This window comes from uncultured Vagococcus sp., assembly GCF_963518325.1.
GTDB lineage: Bacteria > Bacillota > Bacilli > Lactobacillales > Vagococcaceae > Vagococcus_D.
Map to the genome: position 1 here is coordinate 40,644 of NZ_CAUQJB010000018.1, position 19,916 is coordinate 60,559.

A 19,916-nucleotide genomic window follows, 5' to 3' on the forward strand; every position below is an offset into this window, starting at 1 on the left:
CAAAGGAAAGATTAGGTTTATAATTAACTTATAAAAACTTAATTATTATAGACATAAACTTATAAAAGCTTAACGGGGAGGACTTATGAATCAGCAAGACAGAATAGCTAAACTATTAACCTTATTGGAGGATCGAGGGAAAATCTCCCAGGAAGAACTGATGGCTATTTTTGGTATCTCAAGAGACACGGCTCGCAGAGATATTCTGAAATTAGTGAATAGTGGTTTAGCAGAGCGTTATCCAGGAGGGATTTCCCGTCCAGTATTAAAAGCGCAGATTGAGACGTATTCCAATCGTTTAATTAAGCATTCTAAGGAAAAACAACGCATTGCACAAGGGGCAGCTGCTTTATTACAATCAAAAATGACTATTTATCTGGATGTTTCAACGACTGTTAATTTTTTAGCCGCAAGTTTGTTGGGAAATCAGTTACTAGTCGTCACCAATTCTATGGATAATGCCATAGTGGTGCCTCAAAAAGAAAGTAATCAAGTTTATTTACTGGGAGGCTTATTCGATGGTAACTCACGTTTGTTAGCTGGCGAGGCTGTTTTGCAGCAACTTCATCAATTTAATTTCGATTGGGCTTTTATTGGTGGAGCGGGAATAACAGAACAAGGGGTGTTTTATTCAGAATTAGCTGATACTCAATTAAAACAGGCGGTTTGTCAAAATTCACAAAACGTTTGCTTGCTGATTGACAGCAGTAAGGTTAATCAACAATCGCCTTATAAAATCAGCTTTTCAGGTATTGACCTGATCATGACGGATAAGCCTTTACCACTGGGCTTAATGGAAGTTATCAAAGCAGAAAAAATCGAGCTAGTCATCGTGAAAGAAGGAAACTAATATGACAATTATTAAAAATGTCAGAATCACTCAAGGTCAAGAATTAGTAGCTGCAACAGTCATCGCTGAAGGGGGCAAAATTCAGCGTATTTTGGTGGAGGAGTCCTTAGGGGTAACGGAGTCCTTTCAAGGGAATGTAGTTGACGGAAACAACCAATTGTTGATTCCGGGAATGATTGATGTTCATATTCATGGAGCTCATAATTTTGATATGATGGACGGCACTGTTGAGAGTATTCAAGCTGTGTCAAAAGCATGCGCAGAGACGGGCTGCACTAGTTTTTTAGTCACCTCTGTTAGTTCTAGCTTGGAAGCCTTACTACAAATGATTGAGCAAACCAAGAGGGTTATTGGCAAAGAACAGGGGGCGAAAATTGCTGGTATTCACTTGGAAGGACCTTATCTTAATGTGGAGAAGAAGGGCATGCAAAATCCAGTCTTTTTACGCCATCCCGATTTAGAGGAAATGAAGACTATCCTTGATGTGGCTGATGGGTTGATTAAGATGGTGACAATTGCCCCAGAGTTACCAGGTGGACTTGAGTTAATTGATTTTCTAAAAGAGCGAGGAGTGGTTGTGGCAATTGCTCATTCTAATGCGACATATGAGGAAGCTCAAATGGCTTTCAGTAAGGGAGCATCTCATATTACTCATTGTTTTAATGCCATGCCGGCTATTCACCATCGAGCGCCGGGTTTAGTGACGGCTGCATTAGAAGATGATAGCGTGAGTGTTCAAGCAATTGTTGATGGGGTTCATCTTCATCCGGGGATTGTTCGCTTGATGCATAAAATCAAGGGACCTGATAAAATGGTGCTGACAACAGATGCGTTACAAGCCATGGGAGTTGGCGATGGTGACTATCTGTTTGGCGGACACCAGGTGACGGTGACAGATGGGGTTGCTCGCTTGCAAGATGGGACCTTAGCTTCAAGTACCGTGACGATGAATCGTTCGTTACAATTTAGCACGTCTTTTGGTATCCCGTTAGCGGACACGATTGAGATGGCTGCTGGAACGCCAGCAAGGGTCTTAGGGATAGCTGATGTGGGACAGATTAAAGAGGGATTTGTGGCGGATTTAGTTCTGCTTGATGAGGAATTTAATGTGTTGACCACATGGATTGATGGTGTCGAATATTAGTAGAGATCAATAAGCCAGAGCCTTGGCTTATTTTTTCTTAAGCATATTCACAAAAAAATCACATAAAGGTACAAAAAAAACGTTTATTCTTAACCTTGGCTTAAGCTTTTAGCAGTATAGTAATAGCAGGTTAACCAAACAATTTAATTTTGTGGATGAACGTGGTGTTAAACTCTTTGAGGATATCAGTTGGTTCGTTCTCTGTTCCGAGGTGTAGGTTCGAATCCTACCGTCCACGCTTGCGCTAGGCGCACCAAATATTAGATGAAAGGATGTCTTATTATGAAGAAATTATTGGCCATTGGCTCGTCACTTTCAGCTCTTGTTGTCCTTGCTTACATGACCCGTAAAGAGGTCAAACAGTTGAAAAAGAGTCACCCAATTATCATTAGTTAAGCTTAAAATAGCCCCTTCTCACGTAGCGTGAGGAAGGGTTTTTTCGTCTTTAGGAGTAATGAGAGGTATCGCTGTAGGTGATGATCTTCACTTCTTTATCTGTTAATGTCAAGATGCTTAAACTGTTGGGCTCCACATCAGCCAGACCGTTTAAATCAGCCAGTTCTCGTTGTAGAAGGGAGCTGATGATGGTTTTAATTGTTAAACGATGGGAGACAATCATTATTTTTTGTTGGGGATGGGAATCGACAATCTCCTTGATGCTGGCACTGCTGCGGTTTTTCAGCGCTTGGAAGGTTTCTCCACCATTGTCCCCTTGGAAAAGATGGGGAGTTTCCCAAAATCGTTGCCACTCGGTCTGATCTGTTTCAGCAATTTCTTGACGAGTTCGTCCCTCCCAGGTTCCCATACCAATTTCTCGCAAACGGCTGTCAGCTTTTGGGGTAAGTGATAATTGTTGGGTGATTAGCTGGGCTGTTTTTATCGCCCTAGGACTGTCGCTCGTATAGCAAGCATCGATTGGTAGTGAAGCAAGTTTCTCCCCCAGTAGTTGAGCTTGTTTAATTCCTTGACTGGTTAAGTCAGAATTTAAATGTCCCTGCATTCTTTTTTCAGCATTCCAAATGGTTTCCCCATGGCGCACTAAGTATAGTTCGGTCTGTGTCATTAGTTGGCTCCTTTTATCAGGTTAACATCACTATAGGCTAAAAAAGGCGTGCGTTCTAATACAAAATCGAGTATGATTCATATAGATAAGCTATGAGAGGGGGGACGTAATGAATTTGCATGGGCTGCGTTTGTTTCATGAAGTGGCTAAATACGGCAGTGTTACGAAGGCGTCTGAGAGCTTAAGAATCAGTCAACCTTCTGTCACCTCCCAGATTAAAAAGTTTGAAAAGGATGAAGGGGTTCAGCTGTTTGTGCCAGCTGGACGAGGGATTCAATTAACGTCTCTAGGTGAGTCAGTCTATCAGATGAGTCAAGAGTTATTTGCGGTTGAACAGGAAATCGTGAGTCTCTTTCAAGAGGCAACCAAACAAACGGAAGCTGTTTTGCGTCTTGGGGGAAATTACTTAACCGTCACTCATTTGATTCCTGATTGGAAGGCACAGTTTGCGGCGGTTTTTTCAGGTTCCATTGAATTAGCAACGTTAAACTCTCATGATTTAGTGAAAGGGCTGTTGGCGGGGCAACTGGATATGGCTCTTCTGGGCGCAAGTCAGGTGACAGATTCCCGATTGGCTCGTTACAAGGTGTATGAAGACCGATTGTGTTTTATTGGGTCTCCAAGTTTAGAACAGGCCAAGGGTCAGACCTTAAGCTTGGCTTGTTTGGCCGAGGCTGATTTTATTGGTCGAGAGCCAGCAAGTTTTACTCAACAATCCCTTGAGTCTTTGTACCGCTCATCAGAGGTGGCGTTGCCACGTTTTAGTTTGATTTATAATAACTCACGCGATGCTCTGGAAGCGGCTTTAGCCGGTAAAGGCATTCATTATTGTTCGTATTTAATGGTCAGTGAAGCGCTGGAAAAGGGGGATTTGGTAGAGATAAAGGTGGATATCCCTCCCCAGTCACACGCCATTTACCTTTATCACTTAAGGAACAATCCATTAGGCAAGGCGGCTCGGGATTTTAAACATTTAATACTGACAAGCGTAGGTTGATGAATGTCCCTGAATAAGGTCAGCAAAAAAGAGCCTGAAAGAGGCTCTTTTTGCTAGCTGTTTAAACGTTCTAAGGCTTTTTTAGGTACCTCTGATTTATTGATTTCTTCGTAATGCTGAACATAGCGACCTTTAGCTGTTAATTTTAAATAATGATGATGCTGAAGCTTTTCTGAAGTGTCGTAGCTAACATCCTGAGAGTCGCCATCAGTGGTGTAGGCGACTTGGGTGTAGCGGTAACCTGTCGTTTCAATGGTTCCTTGGTTATTGGTCTTAACATAAAGAGGCTGCCAGTCAATCAATATATTGTAACGGTCCATCAAGCCATAAAAAGGACCTGTTTCCTGTTGAGTTGCCAGAGTAAAGGCGCCGAACAAACCGGTGATGACGGTGAGTGTCAGAATTGTTTTAATCAGAAAAGCGACTGTGTGTCTTAACATAACGTCCCTTCTTTCTTTTAACTTTAAAGATATGTCTCTGATTCAACCTTTAATAGGGATTGTAAGAGAGAGTTTAACTTATCTCAAGTATAAAGGAATTATGATAAAAAAACATGATGCCCAAGATTGACTTTTTTCTCCATCTTAAGACGGTCTTTGCCTTAGCTGGAAGAAATGGCACTAAAGACAATTGGTCTTTGATTTGGTACACTTGTGGCAGACATAAAAGGAGGAGTGATCGAGATGAAAAAAGCTCAGGAGTGGATTGATGAGTTAGGGCTAGAACCTCATCCAGAGGGTGGTTTTTATAAGCGAACGGAAGAGAGTGATTTGTCCCTGGGCAAAGAGGCTCGTCAGCGGCCTTTGTATACGAGTATTTATTTTTTATTAACACCTGAGAGTCCGTCTCATTTTCATCGTTTAACCTCAGATGAAATTTGGTATTACCATGAGGGACAGCCATTAGTGGTACATTGTTTGTTTCCAGATGGCAGATACGAAGCCATTTATTTAGGTAAAGATGTGGCTGGTGGCCAGCGATTGCATTATACTGTGCCAAGAGGAACTATTTTTGCGTCCAGTGTTCCAGTCGATTATGCGTTGGTAAGCTGTCTAGTAGCACCTGGCTTTGATTTTAGCGATTTTGAATTGTTTACGCAGTCTCAATTACTGAAGGAATACCCACAGCACAAAAGGATTATTCAAGAGCTGGCCTATGAAATTTTACCAGAGTAAACCAAAGAGGCATGATTAAGTGTCATGCCTCTTTAGTTTACTCTCTATTAACATAAGGTGCTAAATAAATAAGCATTTACTAATTTTTCAGTGGCGTCAATCGAGTCGCTGTGAGTCCGTTCGTAAGCGTGGCTAGCTTCGATGCCGGCTCCCAATAAGCCGTGCTTAACATCAGCGCCAGCTTTCATAGCGGCGGAGGCGTCACTGCCATAAAAAGGATAGATATCCAATTGGTAAGGAATACTTTGGGCATCGCATAGATTGGATAAATGATTGCGGAGATCTAAGTGATAAGGTCCGCTGGCATCTTTTACGCAAATCGAGACGGTGTATTCGTCTGTTTGCTGGTCGTCCCCCATAGCGCCCATATCGACAGCAACGTATTCCACGACTTTATCAGAAATATTGGAGTTACCACCGTAACCGATTTCCTCGTTATTGGAAAAGAAAAAATGGGTCGTATAGGGGAGAGTTTCCTTGTCTTCTGATAAGCGTCGTAAAAATTGGATTAAAATCGCTGCACTGACCTTATCATCGAGGTGGCGGGATTTAATAAACCCACTAGGGGTAATTTCTGTTCGAGGATCAAAGCTGATAAAATCGCCCACTTGAATGCCCAAGGCTTTAGTTTCTTCTGCTGTCTTGACCTTCTCATCAATGCGAACGGTCATATTCTCTTGATTGCGTTCGGCCGTGCCCGCATCTTTGTAAACGTGAACGCTCGTTTGATGCATTAAAATCGTACCGGTGAAGGTTTTGCCAATCTGTGTGTGGATTTGACAATATTCGCCTTCAATGGCGTTAAAACGGAAGCCACCAATTAAGTCCAATTTTAAGCGACCATCGGGACGGATAGCCCGAACCATGGCCCCAAGGGTATCAACATGAGCGGTAATAAACCGTTCTTGTTCCGTATTTTCGCCCTTAACAGTTACCATTAAACTGCCCTTGCGATTTTCATAAGGGGCATAGCCGTAAGGTTTTAAGTCATCAGCGATGGTTTGAATAATGGCTGCAGTATCGCCTGTCGGAGAGGGGATATTGGTTAATTTAGCCACTAATTCAATGGTTGTTTCAGTCATAATAAATCTCCTTTTGTGTTATCAGCAACTGCTGATTGTTTTTCTACTCCTTATACTAGCCGATAATTCACTAAAAAGAAACTTAAATAGGTTGAGCATTTTACTTTTAAAAATACCCCTATAGGTATATAGTGTTTGTAGTAGCAATGAAATAATCTGAAAAAGGGGAGTTAAGATGTTTTTATTTAATAAGGTAGCGACGATTAGTGCCGCTGAGTTGACGGAATGTTTAAGTCAAAAACCAGTGATTATTGATGTAAGAGAAAAAGAGGAGTTTGCCAGAGGACACATACCTGGTGCGAAAAATATGCCATTGGGAGAGCTTGACCAGTATCAAGGCAAGAAGACCAAAGTTTACGTAGTTTGTCAGTCGGGGATGCGCAGCAAACAAGGGGCGATCCTTTTGAACGCTAAGGGATATGAAGCTGTTAATTTAACCCACGGCATGATTGGGTGGAATGGTCCAGTCAAGCCTTAAGAAGGAGTCTTGAAGATGAAAGTATTAATTATTGGCGGTGTGGCTGGGGGAATGTCGGCAGCAACCCGACTACGTCGATTAAATGAACAAGCAGAGATTATCGTGTTGGAAAAAGGGCCACACGTCTCCTTTGCCAACTGTGGCTTGCCCTATTATGTATCAGGGGAGATTACGGAACGGGAGGCCTTGCTGGTTCAAACACCTGCTAGTTTAAAGGCTCGTTTTAATCTGGATGTTCGTCCTGAAAGCGAAGCAATCGAACTAGATGGCGTGGCTAAAAAAGTCAAAATTAAACAAGGCCAAAAGGTTTACTGGGAGAGTTACGACTCCTTGGTGTTGTCACCGGGTGCCCGTCCATTTGTGCCATCAATTAGGGGAATAGAGTCGGAATCAGTGTTTACTTTGCGAAACGTGATTGATTTGGATAACATTATGGCTTTTACCGAAGCGCAACAGCCCCGCAAGGCCTTGGTTATCGGTGCCGGTTTTATTGGGCTAGAAATGGCTGAAAACCTCAGACGTAAAGGGTTGGATGTGACGATTGTGGAAAAAGCGGCTCATGTTTTACCGCCTTTGGATGAAGAGATGGCGGTTTTTGCTGAAGGGGAGTTGCGTAAACACCAAGTCAGTGTCTTGACCAATTTGTCGGCGGTTAGTTTTAACGAGGGACGTGTACAATTAGAAGATGGCCAAGAATTGGAAACAGATATGATTATTTTATCCGTAGGGGTTCGGCCTGAAACGACCTTGGCCGAAGCCGCAGGAATCAAGCTTGGCTTAGGTGGTGGTATTTTAGTGGACGAGCATTATCGGACCAATTTACCTGATGTTTATGCCGTAGGTGATGCGATTGTCGTGACACAACAAGTTACAGGAGAAGAGGCCTTAATCTCTTTGGCTTCTCCGGCCAATCGACAAGGTCGTCAAGTGGCAGATGTGATTGCAGGACTGCCACGGATCAATCAAGGGAGCATCGGTACGGCAATTGTTCGTCTCTTTGAGTTAACTGCCGCTACTACAGGGCTAAGTGAGCGGCAAGCGAAACTAGCTGGTTTAAATTATCAGGTGGTTCACGTTAGGGGCAATGATCATGCTGGTTATTACCCAGGGGCGACAGCCGTTTTATTAAAGCTTATCTTTAATCCGGAGTCTGGGGAAATTTATGGGGCTCAAGGTGTGGGTGAAAAAGGAATTGATAAACGAATAGACAGTTTGGCCACGGCTATTAAGGGTCAGTTAAGGGTAGCCGACTTACCTGAACTTGAATTTACCTACGCGCCACCCTTTGGTGTGGCTAAAGATCCTGTCAATATGTTGGGGTATGTGGCGTTGAATGTGATGGAAGGTCACAGTGAGATGGTTCAATGGTATGACTTGCAAGGGCTGTTGGCTGAGGGGCGTCGATTGTTGGATGTGCGAGGACCGGAGGAATATGCAGCTGGCTACATTAAGGGTGGCGTCAATCTGCCTTTGCCAGACTTGCGTCAGCGGTTATCTGAACTGGATAAGGAACAGTCTTACATTGTGAGTTGTGCAAGTGGACAACGAAGCTATATCGCTGAGAGGCTGTTGAAACAGTCTGGTTTTAAGGTGAAAAATTTAGATGGGGCTTTCGGTTTATACAGCCAAGTTCGTCCGGAAGATGTTGTGAAGGGGGTTGAGGAATGAAGTGTGATAAAAAAATAATTAATCGTTTAAAACGGGCAGAAGGTCAAATGCGAGGGATTCAAAAGATGATGGAAGAAGGTCAAGATTGTTATGACATGATGATTCAGTTGTCTGCCGTTCGTTCCAGTATTGATAAAATTATGGGAATTATGGCGGGTGAGAATTTAAAGCATACGCTGGAAAAGCCGCTGGCAGACGAAGAGGCCCAAGCTGAAAAAGTGGCTCAAGCCATGCAGATGATTGAACGTAAATAATGACAGTAAGTCAGTCTGGATAAGGCTGGCTTATTGTGTTATGTCGTGTGAACTCTGAGAATCGTCAGGGTGCCATTATCGGTTACCTTGTTAGCCATGCTCATGTGGGATGTCAGTTATTTCGACCTTATTCGCCAGCGGCTAAAAAAGCAGAGCGCTTATTTTGATTGTAAAAGTGGCGTAGTAGCAACCCGAGAGTCAAAAAAGGAAGGTGATTAAGCTCTTGATGGAAGACTTTATCATCTTCTCTGTTCTAATTTGGGTGGGAGATGACCGATTGGCTTTAAATTTGCCGAGTTTTCGAGTAAACTAGGAGTGGAACGAATAGAGAAGGGGAGTTAAATGACTAAATTAAGAGGGTTTGAAAAAGTATCTACATTTACAGAGGTTAATCTGCCCGTTCGCGCAACTAAAAATGCAGCGGGATATGATTTTGAAGCAGCTGAAGAGGTGGTAATCCCAACGATTTGGAAACAGGGAATTGCCACAGTTTTAAAAGCCGCATTAAAAGGTGAGTCTGTTTTGATGGATCAACAAAGTGTTAAAGAAGTGAAGCCAGTTCTAATCCCTACAGGCATTAAAGCGTATATGGGTGAAGATGAATTTTTACAATTGTGCAATCGTTCAAGTAATCCGCTGAAAAACTTTTTACTTCTGGGAAATGGTGTTGGAGTGATTGACAGTGATTATTATGACAATGCCGATAATGAAGGGCATATCATGTTTCAATTTATCAATTTTGGTTTAACAGACAAGGTCATAAAAAAAGGCGAACGAATTGGCCAAGGGATTTTTCTACCATTCTTAAAAGCGGATCAGGATGTGACACTTGGTGAACGGACAGGTGGTTTTGGTTCTTCTGGCAAGTAAATAGAGGTGTGTAAACAAGTAGCAGTGCTTTTCATAAAGAGGCTGTTGCTTGTTTTTCATTTGTTTGGGCAAATCGCTTATTTTTAATTAAAAATCGACAAAAGAACAGGTTAATATGGGGCGTATCTGCCAGTGTTATGTTAAAATAAAGGATAGATTGAAAAATTATGAGATTTCTGAAAAAGTTCGGACTAATATTGGAGTGTTTACACTCTTTTTCTAATATTTTTCATAGAATTAACGTATACGAGGTTTATAGTGAAGAAAGAGGGATAATGTGGCCAAAAAAGCAAAAACACAATTTGAATGTCAGGCTTGTGGCTATATTTCACCGAAGTATTTAGGCCGTTGCCCCAATTGTGGTACGTGGAATGAAATGCTAGAAGTTAAAATTCAGGAAGAAGCGACTCGCAATAGCCGTGTTAGTATGACTGGGAGACGTTCGACGGCTCAGAAGCTTGGGGATGTGACGTCTAAAAAAGAACCACGAGTTAAAACCAAATTAGATGAATTAAATCGAGTTCTTGGTGGCGGTGTTGTCCCAGGTTCATTAGTCTTAATCGGTGGTGATCCGGGAATAGGGAAATCAACCTTACTACTGCAGGTTTCTCAACAACTGCATCAAAGTGGCGGGAAAGTACTTTACGTTTCTGGTGAGGAAAGTGCTGAGCAAATTAAAATGCGTGCCGAGCGCTTGAGTATTGAAGGCAATGATTTTTTTGTTTATCCGGAAACGGATATGTCGGCGATTCGTCAAACAATTGAAGAACTGGAACCTGACTATGTGATTATTGACTCGATTCAAACGATGATGCAGCCGGAAATTTCCAGTGCTACAGGTAGTGTGAGTCAGGTGCGGGAAACGACGGCAGAATTAATGCAAATTGCCAAAACCAATGAAATTGCCATTTTTATTGTGGGACATGTGACCAAAGAAGGAGCTTTAGCAGGACCGCGAATGTTAGAGCATATGGTTGACACTGTTTTGTACTTTGAAGGAGATCGACACCATACTTTCCGTATTTTACGGGCAGTTAAGAATCGTTTCGGGTCAACGAATGAGATTGGTATTTTTGAGATGAAAGAAAAGGGCTTAGTTGAAGTGGTCAATCCATCAGAAGTCTTCCTTGAAGAACGGATTGACGGTGCAACTGGTTCGGCCATAGTAGTTTCCATGGAAGGAACGCGCCCCATTTTAGTAGAGGTTCAATCACTGGTGACGCCAAGTATGTTTGGCAATGCCAAGCGGACTTCAACCGGACTGGATTACAATCGAGTGTCCTTAATTATGGCAGTCTTAGAAAAGCGTGCTGGTTTATTATTGCAAAATCAGGATGCCTATTTAAAAGCAGCGGGCGGTGTCAAATTGGATGAACCTTCGATTGATCTAGCGATTGCGGTAGCCATAGCCTCAAGCTATAAAGATCAAGGGACATTACCAACTGAGTGTTTTGTAGGTGAGATTGGCTTGACAGGTGAAATTAGACGAGTTAGTCGGATTGAGCAACGTGTTGGCGAAGCAAAAAAATTAGGATTTAAAAAGATTTACGTGCCGAAAAACAACTTAGCGGGCTGGGAACCACCGAAAGGAATTGAAGTTGTTGGCGTGGCAACCTTAGGCGAAGCACTGAGAAAAATATTTCCATAAGTGTCATAAATGGCTAGGGCACCATTGTCCTAGCTTTTCATACAACAAAATTAGAGGAGGCGATTAGCTTGGAAAAAAGAATATTTTCATTTTTCATGATTTTACTGGGCTTGAGTTTAGGGATTACATTTATGCCCAAAGCGTGGGAATTATTTAATATCGATAACAGTATTTTAAACAATTATTTTTCAAATGGACTTATTGGCGCTATTATTTTTCTTATTATATCTTTAGTGACTGGGAAATACGTTATCGCAGCAATCAAACGAGTAGAAAAAAGTCTGAGCGGTCAAAGTTTGACGTATTTATTATTTGGGACAATCGGGACGGCAATTGGCTTATTGCTAGGTGTGTTGGTTTCTGTGCCACTGTTTAATTCGGATTCACCAGTTATTAGCAATATTATCCCGATTATCATTATGACGGTGTTAGCTTATTTAGGATTTAGAGTGGGAACCCTTCGTCAAGATGAATTCAAGAAGTTATTTGCTTCAAAAAATAAACGGAATTCAGAGGATGTCCTTGAGCGTAAAGCGTCAGACACCTTTCGCAAGTATAAAGTATTGGATACTAGCGTGATTATTGACGGACGGATATACGATGTAGCAAAAACAGGTTTTATTGAAGGGGTCTTGTTGATTCCTAATTTTGTGTTATATGAATTGCAATACATTGCTGATTCTGGCGATAGTTTGAAACGGGTTCGCGGTCGTCGAGGCTTAGATATTTTAAATGCTCTTCAAAAAGAAGACAGTGTTCAGGTTGAGATGTATGAGGGTGATTTTGAAGACATTGCTGAAGTTGATAGTAAGTTAATTAAGTTAGCTAAATTGTTGGATGGTGTCGTTGTGACCAATGATTTTAACTTGAACAAGGTAGCAGAATTTCAAAATGTGCCAGTTTTAAATATCAATGCGCTGGCTAATGCGGTGAAACCGGTCGTAATTCCTGGGGAGACTATGCGGGTGATGGTTGTCAAAGATGGAACGGAGCGTCAACAAGGAGTGGCTTATCTGGATGATGGTACGATGATTGTTGTGGAAGATGGTCAGCACTATATGAATCAGGATATCGATGTGGTGGTAACCAGCGCCTTGCAAACAGCTGCTGGACGAATGATTTTTGCTAAACCCGTTCATGCTCAAAGAGGCTTAAATGAAAATCAGCACGAGTCGCGTTACGATAAAAATCAGAATCAAAATCAGAAGAAAAAAAGGAAATAAAATCCAATAGTGAAAGCTTAACATGAGAGGGGCGTTGGCCATGGAATATGAGTTAATTCTGTTAGGTGCCGGCCAGGGAAGGCGAATGCGGGCGTCTCGTAATAAAGTATTGCTTGAACTAAACGGTAAACCGGTGCTGGCGTATGCCTTGGCAACTTTCTTAGCTGATCCGGCGTGTCAGCGTGTCATCGTGGTAATTCAAGAGGACGAGCGCTCGTTAGTGGAAGCTTTGGTCGCGGTTTACTTTCCTGATAGTAGGACCCCAATTGAATTGGTAGTTGGTGGTTGTGAGCGTCAGGACAGTGTCTACCAAGGGTTACTGGCCGTTCAGAATCAATCTGGTTATGTCTTTGTTCACGATGGCGCTCGACCTTTTGTGACACAAGAAATTTTAAAAGCCGTCAGTAAGAGTGTTATGCGGCAACAGGCTGCCATTGTGGGAGTACCTGTGAAAGACACGATCAAAAAAGCTGAAGGTGGCAATGTTATCGGGACAATTCCTCGGGATACCTTGTGGCAAGTTCAAACGCCGCAAGCCTTTGTGGCATTAGAATTGCGTCAGGCTCATGAACAAGCTCAAAGAGATGGCTATCTTGGGACAGACGATGCGTCTCTGATTGAAGAGTATGGCAACCGAGAAATTGCGATGGTGCCTGGCAGTTACGAAAACATTAAACTAACGACACCTGATGACATGATCATGGGTGAGGCGATAGCCAAGTGGCGATTACAGAGTGGAGGGTATTAGATGAGGATTGGTCAAGGGTTTGACGTTCACCAGCTGGTTTCAGGGCGCCCGTTGATGATTGGCGGGGTGAATATTCCTTATGGAAAAGGACTGCTCGGACATTCCGATGCTGATGTCTTATTACATGCCATTACTGACGCTCTTTTAGGTGCTGCTGGCTTGGCGGATATCGGTCATTTATTCCCAGATACAGATGATGATTTTAAAGATGCGGATTCCGTGGTATTATTAAGTAAAGCTTGGCAAGAGATTAGTCGAGCAGGTTTTACGATTGGCAATCTGGACTGCACTATTTTAGCTGAGAAGCCAAAAATGCAACCTTACTTGCCAGAAATGAAATCACGAATTGCTCAGGCTTGTGGTTGTGATATCTCTCAAGTTAATGTGAAGGCAACGACGATGGAAACAATGGGTTTTGTCGGTCAGGAAGAAGGAATCGGCGCCCTTGCAGTAGCATTATTAGTGATAACAAAATAGAAAGAGGCTATGACCATGACGAAAAAAGTACGTGTGCGTTACGCACCAAGTCCAACAGGACATCTACACATTGGAAACGCGCGAACTGCGCTATTTAACTATTTATATGCGAAACATCACGATGGTGAGTTTATTATTCGAATTGAAGACACCGACTTGAAACGTAATATTGAAGGTGGCGAAAAAAGCCAGTTAGATAATTTAACATGGTTAGGAATTGATTGGGCAGAAGGTCCGGAAAATCCTGGGAAATATGGTCCTTACCGTCAATCGGAACGTAAAGAAATCTACACGCCTTTAGTGGATCAATTGTTAGCTAGCAACTTGGCCTACAAATGTTATGCCACAGAAGCTGAATTAGAAGAGGTTCGTGAAGCTCAAAAAGCGCGCGGTGAAATGCCTCATTATAACGGGATGTGTGCGGATTTAACCGCCGATGAACAAGCGGCGTATGAAGCAGAAGGCCGTGAGCATGTGGTTCGCTTCCGAGTACCGAAAAACAAAGAATTTAAATTTAATGACTTGGTTAAAGGCGATATTAGTTTCGAGTCAGACAGTGTTGGTGGAGATTTCGTTATTTTAAAACGCGATGGCATGCCGACTTACAACTTTGCTGTGGCTGTAGACGATCACATGATGGAAATTTCTCATGTCCTTCGGGGCGATGATCACATTGCTAATACGCCAAAGCAATTGATGATCTATGAAGCTTTTGGTTGGGTACCGCCAGTCTTTGGCCACATGACGCTGATTATCAACAGTGAAACGGGTAAAAAACTAAGCAAGCGGGATGAAACGATTTTACAATTTATTGAGCAGTACCGTGATTTAGGTTATTTACCAGATGCGATGTTTAACTTTATTGCCTTATTAGGTTGGTCGCCGGTGGGAGAAGAAGAACTCTTCACGCCAGCTCAAATCATTGAGATGTTTGATGCGGATCGCTTAAGTAAATCACCAGCAGCTTTTGATGGTAAAAAATTAGAGTGGATTAACAATCAGTACATTAAACAATTAGACTTGGATCAATTGACTGAAATGGCCTTGCCTTTCTTAGTGAAAGCTGATAAAGTAGAAGCCAATCCCAATGCGGAAAAATTAGCTTGGGTTAAAAAATTAGTTAGCTTGTATCAACCGCAAATGAGTTACGCAGCAGAGATTGTGGAGTTGTCAGATTTATTTTTCGGCGATCATCCTGTTGCTGATGGGGAAGCCAAAGAAATCTTAGCAGGCGAAACGGTTCCAACCGTTCTAACGGCCTTTAAAGAAGAGATCAAGGGACTAACTGAATTTGATGTCCCAGCGATTAAAGGGGCAATTAAAGCTGTTCAAAAGGAAACAGGTGTTAAGGGGAAAAATCTCTTTATGCCAATTCGTGTCGCTGTTTCAGGTGAAATGCACGGTCCTGAATTAGGTGATACCATTGTGTTACTTGGTAAAGAAAAAACAATCGCCCATTTGGAAAATGCTTTAGCATAAAATAAATAGCAGTACAAACACGTTGAGAAGAAGAAGTAAGGATGTTGTTAGTTGCAGAGAGTCTGTGGTTGGTGAAAACAGATACTAACGAGTCTTGAAATGCCTCTTTCAGTGGTTTTAGCGAAGGACTTTCAGTAGCTAAAAACGGGATAACAGCCGTTAGCTTGTTTAGAGGTGAGGAACTCTCACGAAAAAAAGTGGAACCACGTGTAAACGTCTTTTTCTTCAAGTTTTAGCTTGAGGAAAAAGACGTTTTTTAGTTGTATTTGTCCTTTAGAGGGGGAGACGTATGCAGTTTTATACCTATTCGTTTTTAGAAAACCAGACTCATTTAACGAATTATCTTAACTATGTGTTGGTAGGCAGTATTAGTGTTGTTACTACTGGTTGGCTTTCAGTATTTGCGGCATTATTTATAACGATGATATTACGATATTGCAGTTTTTCTTGGTGTTGGTGATCTGGACCTTTTTAGTTTTTACCCTTAAATTCATTAAAAATCACAACCGTTTAGCCAAGCAAATCATTGATGGCAAACCGGTTACGCTGATTTCAAATGGCAAGGTCCTTGTGAATGCATGAGAAATGGGATTGCAGCTAGTGATCTCAGTTTTAAATTACGAACAGCAGGTGTTTATGAAATTAGCAAGGTTCACAAAGGAATTCTTGAGCAAAATGGACAGTGGACTATCCGTTAATACGGTGAAGTATCCGCTGATTTTAGAGGGTCAAATTAATCAGGACGTCCTGGAATTAGTTGATCTTGACAGTCTTTGGCTGGATGGGAAATTGAAACAACAAGGGCTAGAGTTGAAAGATATTTATATTGGCGAATACATTTCAGGCGAGTTGATCGCCCACTTGTATCAAAAATAGAAAGATGAGGAGAGGAAGATGAGACTAGAAGATATTCAAGCTGTAAAAGAAAATGATCCCGCTGCGCGAACGACTCTTGAGGTCATCTTAACCTATCCCGGTCTCCATGCTATTTGGGCTCATCGGGTTTCCCATTTTCTGTTCAAACATGGTTTTAAATTATTAGCTCGCATCAACTCGCAGTTTTGGCGTTTTATTACAGGGATTGAGATACATCCAGGGGCAACGGTTGGCCGACGAGTATTTATTGATCATGGCATGGGTGTGGTAATTGGTGAGACGGCTGAAGTCGGCGATGATGTGGTGATATTTCATGGGGTGACCCTTGGTGGGACGGGGAAAGAGTGCGGTAAACGACATCCGACGATTGAAAACGGCGTTTTATTATCAGCACAGGCTCAAATTTTAGGACCTATTACGATTGGTGAAGGCGCAAAAATTGGTGCCTCTGCAGTGGTCTTAATGGATATTCCTGCGGGAGCCACCGCTGTGGGAATTCCAGCAAAAGTAGTTAAGCAGAAAAGGAGTCAGATAGATGATAAAAATATATAATACCTTAACACGTGAAAAAGAAACCTTTGTTCCGTTGGAACCTGGGAAGGTTAAGATGTATGTTTGTGGGCCGACGGTCTATAATTACATCCATATCGGCAATGCCCGCAGTTCGATTGCCTTTGATACGATTCGTAAGTACTTGGAATATCGGGGCTATCAGGTCCATTATGTGTCTAACTTTACGGATGTGGATGATAAAATCATTCGTGAAGCTAAGGCTCAAGGGATTTCGCCGAAAGAATTGGCTGATCGTTTTGTGGCGGCCTTTCACGAAGATACAGCTGCGTTGAACGTTAAGCCGGCTTGTGAACATCCGCGAGTGGTGGAGTACATGGACGACATTATCGAGTTTATTGACGCCTTAATTGAAAAAGAGTATGCTTACGTTTCTCAAGGTGATGTGTATTATCGCACCCGAAAGTTTGCTAACTACGGTCAGTTAAGTGACCAGTCGATCGACGAGCTAGAAATTGGTGCCAGTAATCGTACAGGTGAAGAGCTAGCTAAGAAAGAGGATCCATTGGATTTTGCTTTGTGGAAAAGTGCGAAACCTGCTGAAATCTCATGGGAATCTCCTTGGGGACCTGGGCGACCGGGTTGGCATATTGAGTGTTCTGTTATGGCTACTAAGCTGTTAGGCGAGACCATCGACATTCATGGTGGTGGTCAAGATTTAGAGTTTCCCCATCATGAAAATGAAATTGCTCAAAGCGAGGCGAAAACAGGGCATACCTTTGCTAATTATTGGATGCATAATGGTTATTTAACGGTCGGTGAATCCGGTGAAAAGATGAGTAAATCGTTAGGTAATTTTGTGACGGCTCATGATTTTATTGCCAATGGTAATCCTGAAAGTATTCGGTTTGCTTTAGCAACCACTCAGTACCGTCGACCGATTCCGTTTAATGAAACAACCGTGGCAGATGCTGAAAATAATTTACAGAAGATCAAAACGGCGTATCAAAATACGCAGTTTCGTCAAAAGGATGCTCAGGCGAGCTTGTCGGATGATGCTGTTAAATTGACAGAATTATCACTAATGAGCGACAAATTTATCATGGAGATGGACGACGATTTTAATGCAGCGAACGGCATTACAGTTGTCTATGAGCTGGTAAAATGGCTGAATAGCTATAATCAGGAAGACCAAGTCTCTTTAGTTGTTAGTCAGCAGGCGTTGAACTTATTGACAGAGTGGTTAACCATTTTTGGCATCGAACTAGGTGGACAAGAGTTATTAGACGATGCGATTGATCAGTTGATGATTGAACGGGAAGAAGCCCGTCAAACCAAAAACTTTGCTCGCAGTGATGAAATTCGTGATTTATTGAAAGAACAAGGCATTACCTTAGAAGATACCCCTCAGGGAACCAGATGGAGACGGAATTAATGAAAGAAATAAAAGAGTTTAAATTATTAAATGGACTAGCCCTGGCTTATGTCGGAGATGCGATTTATGAGATCTACATTCGTGATTATTTGATTCGACAAGGTCAAACTAAACCGAATATGCTTCACCGTCAGGCCACAACTTATGTGTCGGCCAAAGCTCAAAGTTATTTGATGAAAGAGATGTTAAAGGCAGAGCTGTTGACAGAAGAAGAAACGGTCATGTACAAACGAGGGCGGAATGCCAAGAGTCATACGTCTGCTAAAAATGCCGATATTACGACCTATCGAGTGTCTACAGGCTTTGAAGCTTTATTCGGTTACTTGCATTTAACAGAACAGAAAACACGCTTAGAAGAGTTGGTTCAATGGTGTATTAAGACGATAGGGGAGAAGCAAGATGGCTAGAAAACAAAACGAGTTTGGACGTCAAAAACAGAAACGAAATGATGGAGACGCTAAAGGCAAACCTCGTCGCCAAGAGCAACCTGTTGAGAACGAGCCTAATGAAGATTTTGCTGTGGGACGTCATGCGGTGGTTGAGTCTTTAAAAAATAATCGAGGAAATAAATTATTTTTACAAGAGGACTTAAGTGGTCCAAAAATTCAAGAGTTAAAAGAGTTGGCAGCTGAATTTTCTGTGCCTGTTTCTTGGGCGCCCAAAGTTAAATTGGACAAACTGACAGACGGCGCAGTTCACCAAGGGGCGGTTCTGGGGATTACTCCCTTTGAGTATTTAACTGTTGAAGGGTTAATTGCTCAAACAAAAGAGCGAAAGGCAGAGCCATTTTTCTTGATTTTAGATGGCATTGAAGATCCTCATAACTTTGGTTCGATTTTGAGGACCGCAGATGCAGCAGGTGTTGATGGGGTTATTATTCCTAAACATCGTGCTGTGGGGATTACGTCAATTGTAACAAAGACCTCAACGGGAGCTGTTGAACATGTACCAGTGGCGCGTGTCACGAATTTAAAGCAAGCTATTACAGCTTTAAAAGAGCAACAGTTTTGGATTTTTGGGACGGACATGGACGGCACTGATTATCGCAGCTGGAATGTTTCTGGCTCGATTGCGCTGGTAATCGGCAATGAAGGCAAAGGAATGTCTCCAAGTCTCAAAAAAGAGGTGGATGAAATGTTGTCCATTCCGATGGTCGGGCACGTTCAAAGTTTGAATGCAGGTGTTGCTGCTGGTTTATTGATTTACGAAGTATTCCGTAAACGCGGTTAAAAATAAGATGGAAGGAGGTGGGTGTGAATGAAACGACAGATCTTATTAGTGGACGGCTATAATATGATAGGCGCCTGGCAAGAACTAACGCTTTTGAAAAATCAGGAAAAATTAGGAGATGCCAGAGACCTGTTACTTTTTAAGTTATCTAATTATGCAAAATATGAAGGCCTTGAAGTCATTGTGGTTTTTGATGCCCAGCTCGTTCCGGGTATGCAACAGGAATACCGGAAATATCAACTGACGGTAATCTTTACAAAAACGGATGAGACGGCTGATAGTTACATAGAGCGAATGGCTGGGGAATTGATGTCCCGCTTGACGCAAGTCACCGTAGCGACCAGTGATTTAGCTGAGCAGTGGCTGGTCTTTTCAAAAGGGGCTTTACGAAAATCGGCGAATGAGCTACACCAGGATATCCAATTGACTAGCAAAAAGATTGAGCAAGAAACCAGATCCTTTCGACTGGCTAATGCCCATCGGAATTCTGCTTGGAATTTGGAACAACTGACTGATTTGCAACAGTTATTAAAAGACTTGTCAGACTCTTGAGCGCCTAGCCTTAAGAGTTTAGCAGGTCTTTATTTTTACACAGGTGTAAAAAATGCGGAGAAAAAAGAATTAATGTTCCCTTTTTTTCGGCGTATTTAGTATGCTATTATCAAAAAAAGAGAGGTGAACAATTTGATTACTTAGTAAAGGGGGAGCC

23 protein-coding genes, 1 pseudogene and 1 other annotated feature are annotated in these 19,916 nt (G+C 42.2%); of the genes and pseudogenes, 21 read left to right on the forward strand and 3 right to left on the reverse strand.

Going from position 1 to position 19,916, the window contains the following annotated elements; genetic code table 11:
* Positions 1-85: 85 nt before the first annotated feature.
* Together RWN13_RS14395 and nagA are read left to right on the forward strand one after the other, a co-directional pair.
* Positions 86-850: a DeoR/GlpR family DNA-binding transcription regulator gene (locus tag RWN13_RS14395; protein ID WP_314065007.1), complete on the forward strand. Its 765-nt coding sequence runs from the start codon at positions 86-88 to the stop codon at positions 848-850.
* A 1-nt stretch (position 851) separates the two neighbouring features.
* Positions 852-1,994 (forward strand): N-acetylglucosamine-6-phosphate deacetylase, encoded by a 1,143-nt coding sequence (nagA, locus tag RWN13_RS14400; protein WP_314065010.1) that lies wholly within the window; start codon positions 852-854, stop codon positions 1,992-1,994.
* A gap of 445 nt (positions 1,995-2,439) precedes the next feature.
* On the opposite strand, the gene RWN13_RS14405 is transcribed toward nagA, so the two are convergent.
* Positions 2,440-3,057: a histidine phosphatase family protein gene (locus RWN13_RS14405; protein ID WP_314065013.1), complete on the reverse strand. Its 618-nt coding sequence runs from the start codon at positions 3,055-3,057 to the stop codon at positions 2,440-2,442.
* 109 nt (positions 3,058-3,166) lie between these two features.
* Here RWN13_RS14405 and RWN13_RS14410 point away from each other — a divergent pair, with 109 nt between their 5' ends.
* A complete protein-coding gene (locus tag RWN13_RS14410) occupies positions 3,167-4,054 on the forward strand; it encodes a LysR family transcriptional regulator (protein ID WP_314065016.1) in 888 nt (295 codons plus the stop codon).
* Between the two features lie 53 nt (positions 4,055-4,107).
* On the opposite strand, the gene RWN13_RS14415 is transcribed toward RWN13_RS14410, so the two are convergent.
* The gene (locus RWN13_RS14415) at positions 4,108-4,494 is read right to left on the reverse strand and encodes a YxeA family protein (protein WP_314065018.1); all 387 of its coding nucleotides are present in this window, start codon (positions 4,492-4,494) and stop codon (positions 4,108-4,110) included.
* Between the two features lie 243 nt (positions 4,495-4,737).
* On the opposite strand from RWN13_RS14415, the gene RWN13_RS14420 reads away from it, so the two are divergent.
* Positions 4,738-5,229 (forward strand): cupin domain-containing protein, encoded by a 492-nt coding sequence (locus RWN13_RS14420; RefSeq protein WP_314065020.1) that lies wholly within the window; start codon positions 4,738-4,740, stop codon positions 5,227-5,229.
* Between the two features lie 47 nt (positions 5,230-5,276).
* On the opposite strand, the gene RWN13_RS14425 is transcribed toward RWN13_RS14420, so the two are convergent.
* Positions 5,277-6,311 (reverse strand): M42 family metallopeptidase, encoded by a 1,035-nt coding sequence (locus RWN13_RS14425; RefSeq protein ID WP_314065023.1) that lies wholly within the window; start codon positions 6,309-6,311, stop codon positions 5,277-5,279.
* A gap of 175 nt (positions 6,312-6,486) precedes the next feature.
* Here RWN13_RS14425 and RWN13_RS14430 point away from each other — a divergent pair, with 175 nt between their 5' ends.
* The 17 genes and pseudogenes from RWN13_RS14430 to RWN13_RS14510 all read left to right on the forward strand — a co-directional run bounded on the left by RWN13_RS14430 (position 6,487) and on the right by RWN13_RS14510 (position 19,759).
* Entirely contained in the window at positions 6,487-6,789 is a 303-nt protein-coding gene (locus tag RWN13_RS14430) for a rhodanese-like domain-containing protein (RefSeq protein ID WP_314065025.1), read from the forward strand.
* A 15-nt stretch (positions 6,790-6,804) separates the two neighbouring features.
* Positions 6,805-8,457: an FAD-dependent oxidoreductase gene (locus RWN13_RS14435; protein WP_314065027.1), complete on the forward strand. Its 1,653-nt coding sequence runs from the start codon at positions 6,805-6,807 to the stop codon at positions 8,455-8,457.
* On the forward strand, positions 8,454-8,711 hold the full coding sequence (locus RWN13_RS14440) for a metal-sensitive transcriptional regulator (protein WP_314065030.1): 258 nt from the start codon (positions 8,454-8,456) through the stop codon (positions 8,709-8,711). Before RWN13_RS14435 ends, RWN13_RS14440 begins: the two co-directional genes overlap by 4 nt.
* A 35-nt stretch (positions 8,712-8,746) precedes the next feature.
* On the forward strand, positions 8,747-8,878 hold the full coding sequence (locus RWN13_RS14445; RefSeq protein WP_314065032.1) for a hypothetical protein: 132 nt from the start codon (positions 8,747-8,749) through the stop codon (positions 8,876-8,878).
* Between the two features lie 175 nt (positions 8,879-9,053).
* Positions 9,054-9,581 (forward strand): dUTP diphosphatase, encoded by a 528-nt coding sequence (locus tag RWN13_RS14450; protein ID WP_314065035.1) that lies wholly within the window; start codon positions 9,054-9,056, stop codon positions 9,579-9,581.
* Positions 9,582-9,858: 277 nt separating this feature from the next.
* Positions 9,859-11,229, forward strand: coding sequence for a DNA repair protein RadA (gene radA, locus RWN13_RS14455; RefSeq protein WP_314065037.1), 1,371 nt, complete (start codon positions 9,859-9,861; stop codon positions 11,227-11,229).
* A 68-nt stretch (positions 11,230-11,297) separates the two neighbouring features.
* Positions 11,298-12,452: a PIN/TRAM domain-containing protein gene (locus RWN13_RS14460; protein WP_314065040.1), complete on the forward strand. Its 1,155-nt coding sequence runs from the start codon at positions 11,298-11,300 to the stop codon at positions 12,450-12,452.
* A 40-nt stretch (positions 12,453-12,492) separates the two neighbouring features.
* Positions 12,493-13,200, forward strand: a complete 708-nt coding sequence (ispD, locus tag RWN13_RS14465; protein ID WP_314065043.1) for a 2-C-methyl-D-erythritol 4-phosphate cytidylyltransferase — start codon at positions 12,493-12,495, stop codon at positions 13,198-13,200.
* Positions 13,201-13,677 (forward strand): 2-C-methyl-D-erythritol 2,4-cyclodiphosphate synthase, encoded by a 477-nt coding sequence (ispF, locus tag RWN13_RS14470; RefSeq protein WP_314065045.1) that lies wholly within the window; start codon positions 13,201-13,203, stop codon positions 13,675-13,677.
* Between the two features lie 15 nt (positions 13,678-13,692).
* A complete protein-coding gene (gltX, locus tag RWN13_RS14475) occupies positions 13,693-15,156 on the forward strand; it encodes a glutamate--tRNA ligase (protein WP_314065047.1) in 1,464 nt (487 codons plus the stop codon).
* Positions 15,157-15,169: 13 nt separating this feature from the next.
* Positions 15,170-15,380 (forward strand) — a binding site (T-box leader).
* 163 nt (positions 15,381-15,543) lie between these two features.
* Positions 15,544-15,738 carry a hypothetical protein gene (locus RWN13_RS23675; RefSeq protein WP_399553675.1) on the forward strand — a complete coding sequence of 65 codons (195 nt, stop codon included), beginning with the start codon at positions 15,544-15,546 and terminating at the stop codon, positions 15,736-15,738.
* A pseudogene (locus RWN13_RS14485) lies at positions 15,735-16,032 on the forward strand (YetF domain-containing protein). The gene RWN13_RS23675 and the pseudogene RWN13_RS14485 overlap by 4 nt, the downstream one beginning before the upstream one ends.
* 18 nt (positions 16,033-16,050) lie before the next feature.
* Positions 16,051-16,584, forward strand: a complete 534-nt coding sequence (epsC, locus tag RWN13_RS14490) for a serine O-acetyltransferase EpsC (protein ID WP_314065049.1) — start codon at positions 16,051-16,053, stop codon at positions 16,582-16,584.
* Positions 16,568-17,977 carry a cysteine--tRNA ligase gene (gene cysS / locus RWN13_RS14495; RefSeq protein ID WP_314065052.1) on the forward strand — a complete coding sequence of 470 codons (1,410 nt, stop codon included), beginning with the start codon at positions 16,568-16,570 and terminating at the stop codon, positions 17,975-17,977. Before epsC ends, cysS begins: the two co-directional genes overlap by 17 nt.
* Entirely contained in the window at positions 17,977-18,384 is a 408-nt protein-coding gene (locus RWN13_RS14500; protein WP_399553676.1) for a Mini-ribonuclease 3, read from the forward strand. The genes cysS and RWN13_RS14500 overlap by 1 nt, the downstream gene beginning before the upstream one ends.
* Positions 18,377-19,207, forward strand: coding sequence for a 23S rRNA (guanosine(2251)-2'-O)-methyltransferase RlmB (gene rlmB, locus RWN13_RS14505; protein WP_314065055.1), 831 nt, complete (start codon positions 18,377-18,379; stop codon positions 19,205-19,207). The genes RWN13_RS14500 and rlmB overlap by 8 nt, the downstream gene beginning before the upstream one ends.
* Before the next feature lie 27 nt (positions 19,208-19,234).
* Positions 19,235-19,759 carry an NYN domain-containing protein gene (locus RWN13_RS14510; protein ID WP_314065058.1) on the forward strand — a complete coding sequence of 175 codons (525 nt, stop codon included), beginning with the start codon at positions 19,235-19,237 and terminating at the stop codon, positions 19,757-19,759.
* The last annotated feature ends 157 nt before the right edge of the window (positions 19,760-19,916 follow it).

Excerpts from the sequence above, each read along its gene's own strand:
- RWN13_RS14395 (WP_314065007.1), top strand. The coding sequence starts at position 86 with ATGAATCAGCAAGACAGAATAGCTAAACTATTAACCTTATTGGAGGAT.
- nagA (WP_314065010.1), top strand. The coding sequence starts at position 852 with ATGACAATTATTAAAAATGTCAGAATCACTCAAGGTCAAGAATTAGTA.
- RWN13_RS14405 (WP_314065013.1), bottom strand. The coding sequence starts at position 3,057 with ATGACACAGACCGAACTATACTTAGTGCGCCATGGGGAAACCATTTGG.
- RWN13_RS14410 (WP_314065016.1), top strand. The coding sequence starts at position 3,167 with ATGAATTTGCATGGGCTGCGTTTGTTTCATGAAGTGGCTAAATACGGC.
- RWN13_RS14415 (WP_314065018.1), bottom strand. The coding sequence starts at position 4,494 with ATGTTAAGACACACAGTCGCTTTTCTGATTAAAACAATTCTGACACTC.
- RWN13_RS14420 (WP_314065020.1), top strand. The coding sequence starts at position 4,738 with ATGAAAAAAGCTCAGGAGTGGATTGATGAGTTAGGGCTAGAACCTCAT.
- RWN13_RS14425 (WP_314065023.1), bottom strand. The coding sequence starts at position 6,311 with ATGACTGAAACAACCATTGAATTAGTGGCTAAATTAACCAATATCCCC.
- RWN13_RS14430 (WP_314065025.1), top strand. The coding sequence starts at position 6,487 with ATGTTTTTATTTAATAAGGTAGCGACGATTAGTGCCGCTGAGTTGACG.
- RWN13_RS14435 (WP_314065027.1), top strand. The coding sequence starts at position 6,805 with ATGAAAGTATTAATTATTGGCGGTGTGGCTGGGGGAATGTCGGCAGCA.
- RWN13_RS14440 (WP_314065030.1), top strand. The coding sequence starts at position 8,454 with ATGAAGTGTGATAAAAAAATAATTAATCGTTTAAAACGGGCAGAAGGT.
- RWN13_RS14450 (WP_314065035.1), top strand. The coding sequence starts at position 9,054 with ATGACTAAATTAAGAGGGTTTGAAAAAGTATCTACATTTACAGAGGTT.
- ispD (WP_314065043.1), top strand. The coding sequence starts at position 12,493 with ATGGAATATGAGTTAATTCTGTTAGGTGCCGGCCAGGGAAGGCGAATG.
- ispF (WP_314065045.1), top strand. The coding sequence starts at position 13,201 with ATGAGGATTGGTCAAGGGTTTGACGTTCACCAGCTGGTTTCAGGGCGC.
- gltX (WP_314065047.1), top strand. The coding sequence starts at position 13,693 with ATGACGAAAAAAGTACGTGTGCGTTACGCACCAAGTCCAACAGGACAT.
- epsC (WP_314065049.1), top strand. The coding sequence starts at position 16,051 with ATGAGACTAGAAGATATTCAAGCTGTAAAAGAAAATGATCCCGCTGCG.
- cysS (WP_314065052.1), top strand. The coding sequence starts at position 16,568 with ATGATAAAAATATATAATACCTTAACACGTGAAAAAGAAACCTTTGTT.
- RWN13_RS14500 (WP_399553676.1), top strand. The coding sequence starts at position 17,977 with ATGAAAGAAATAAAAGAGTTTAAATTATTAAATGGACTAGCCCTGGCT.
- rlmB (WP_314065055.1), top strand. The coding sequence starts at position 18,377 with ATGGCTAGAAAACAAAACGAGTTTGGACGTCAAAAACAGAAACGAAAT.
- RWN13_RS14510 (WP_314065058.1), top strand. The coding sequence starts at position 19,235 with ATGAAACGACAGATCTTATTAGTGGACGGCTATAATATGATAGGCGCC.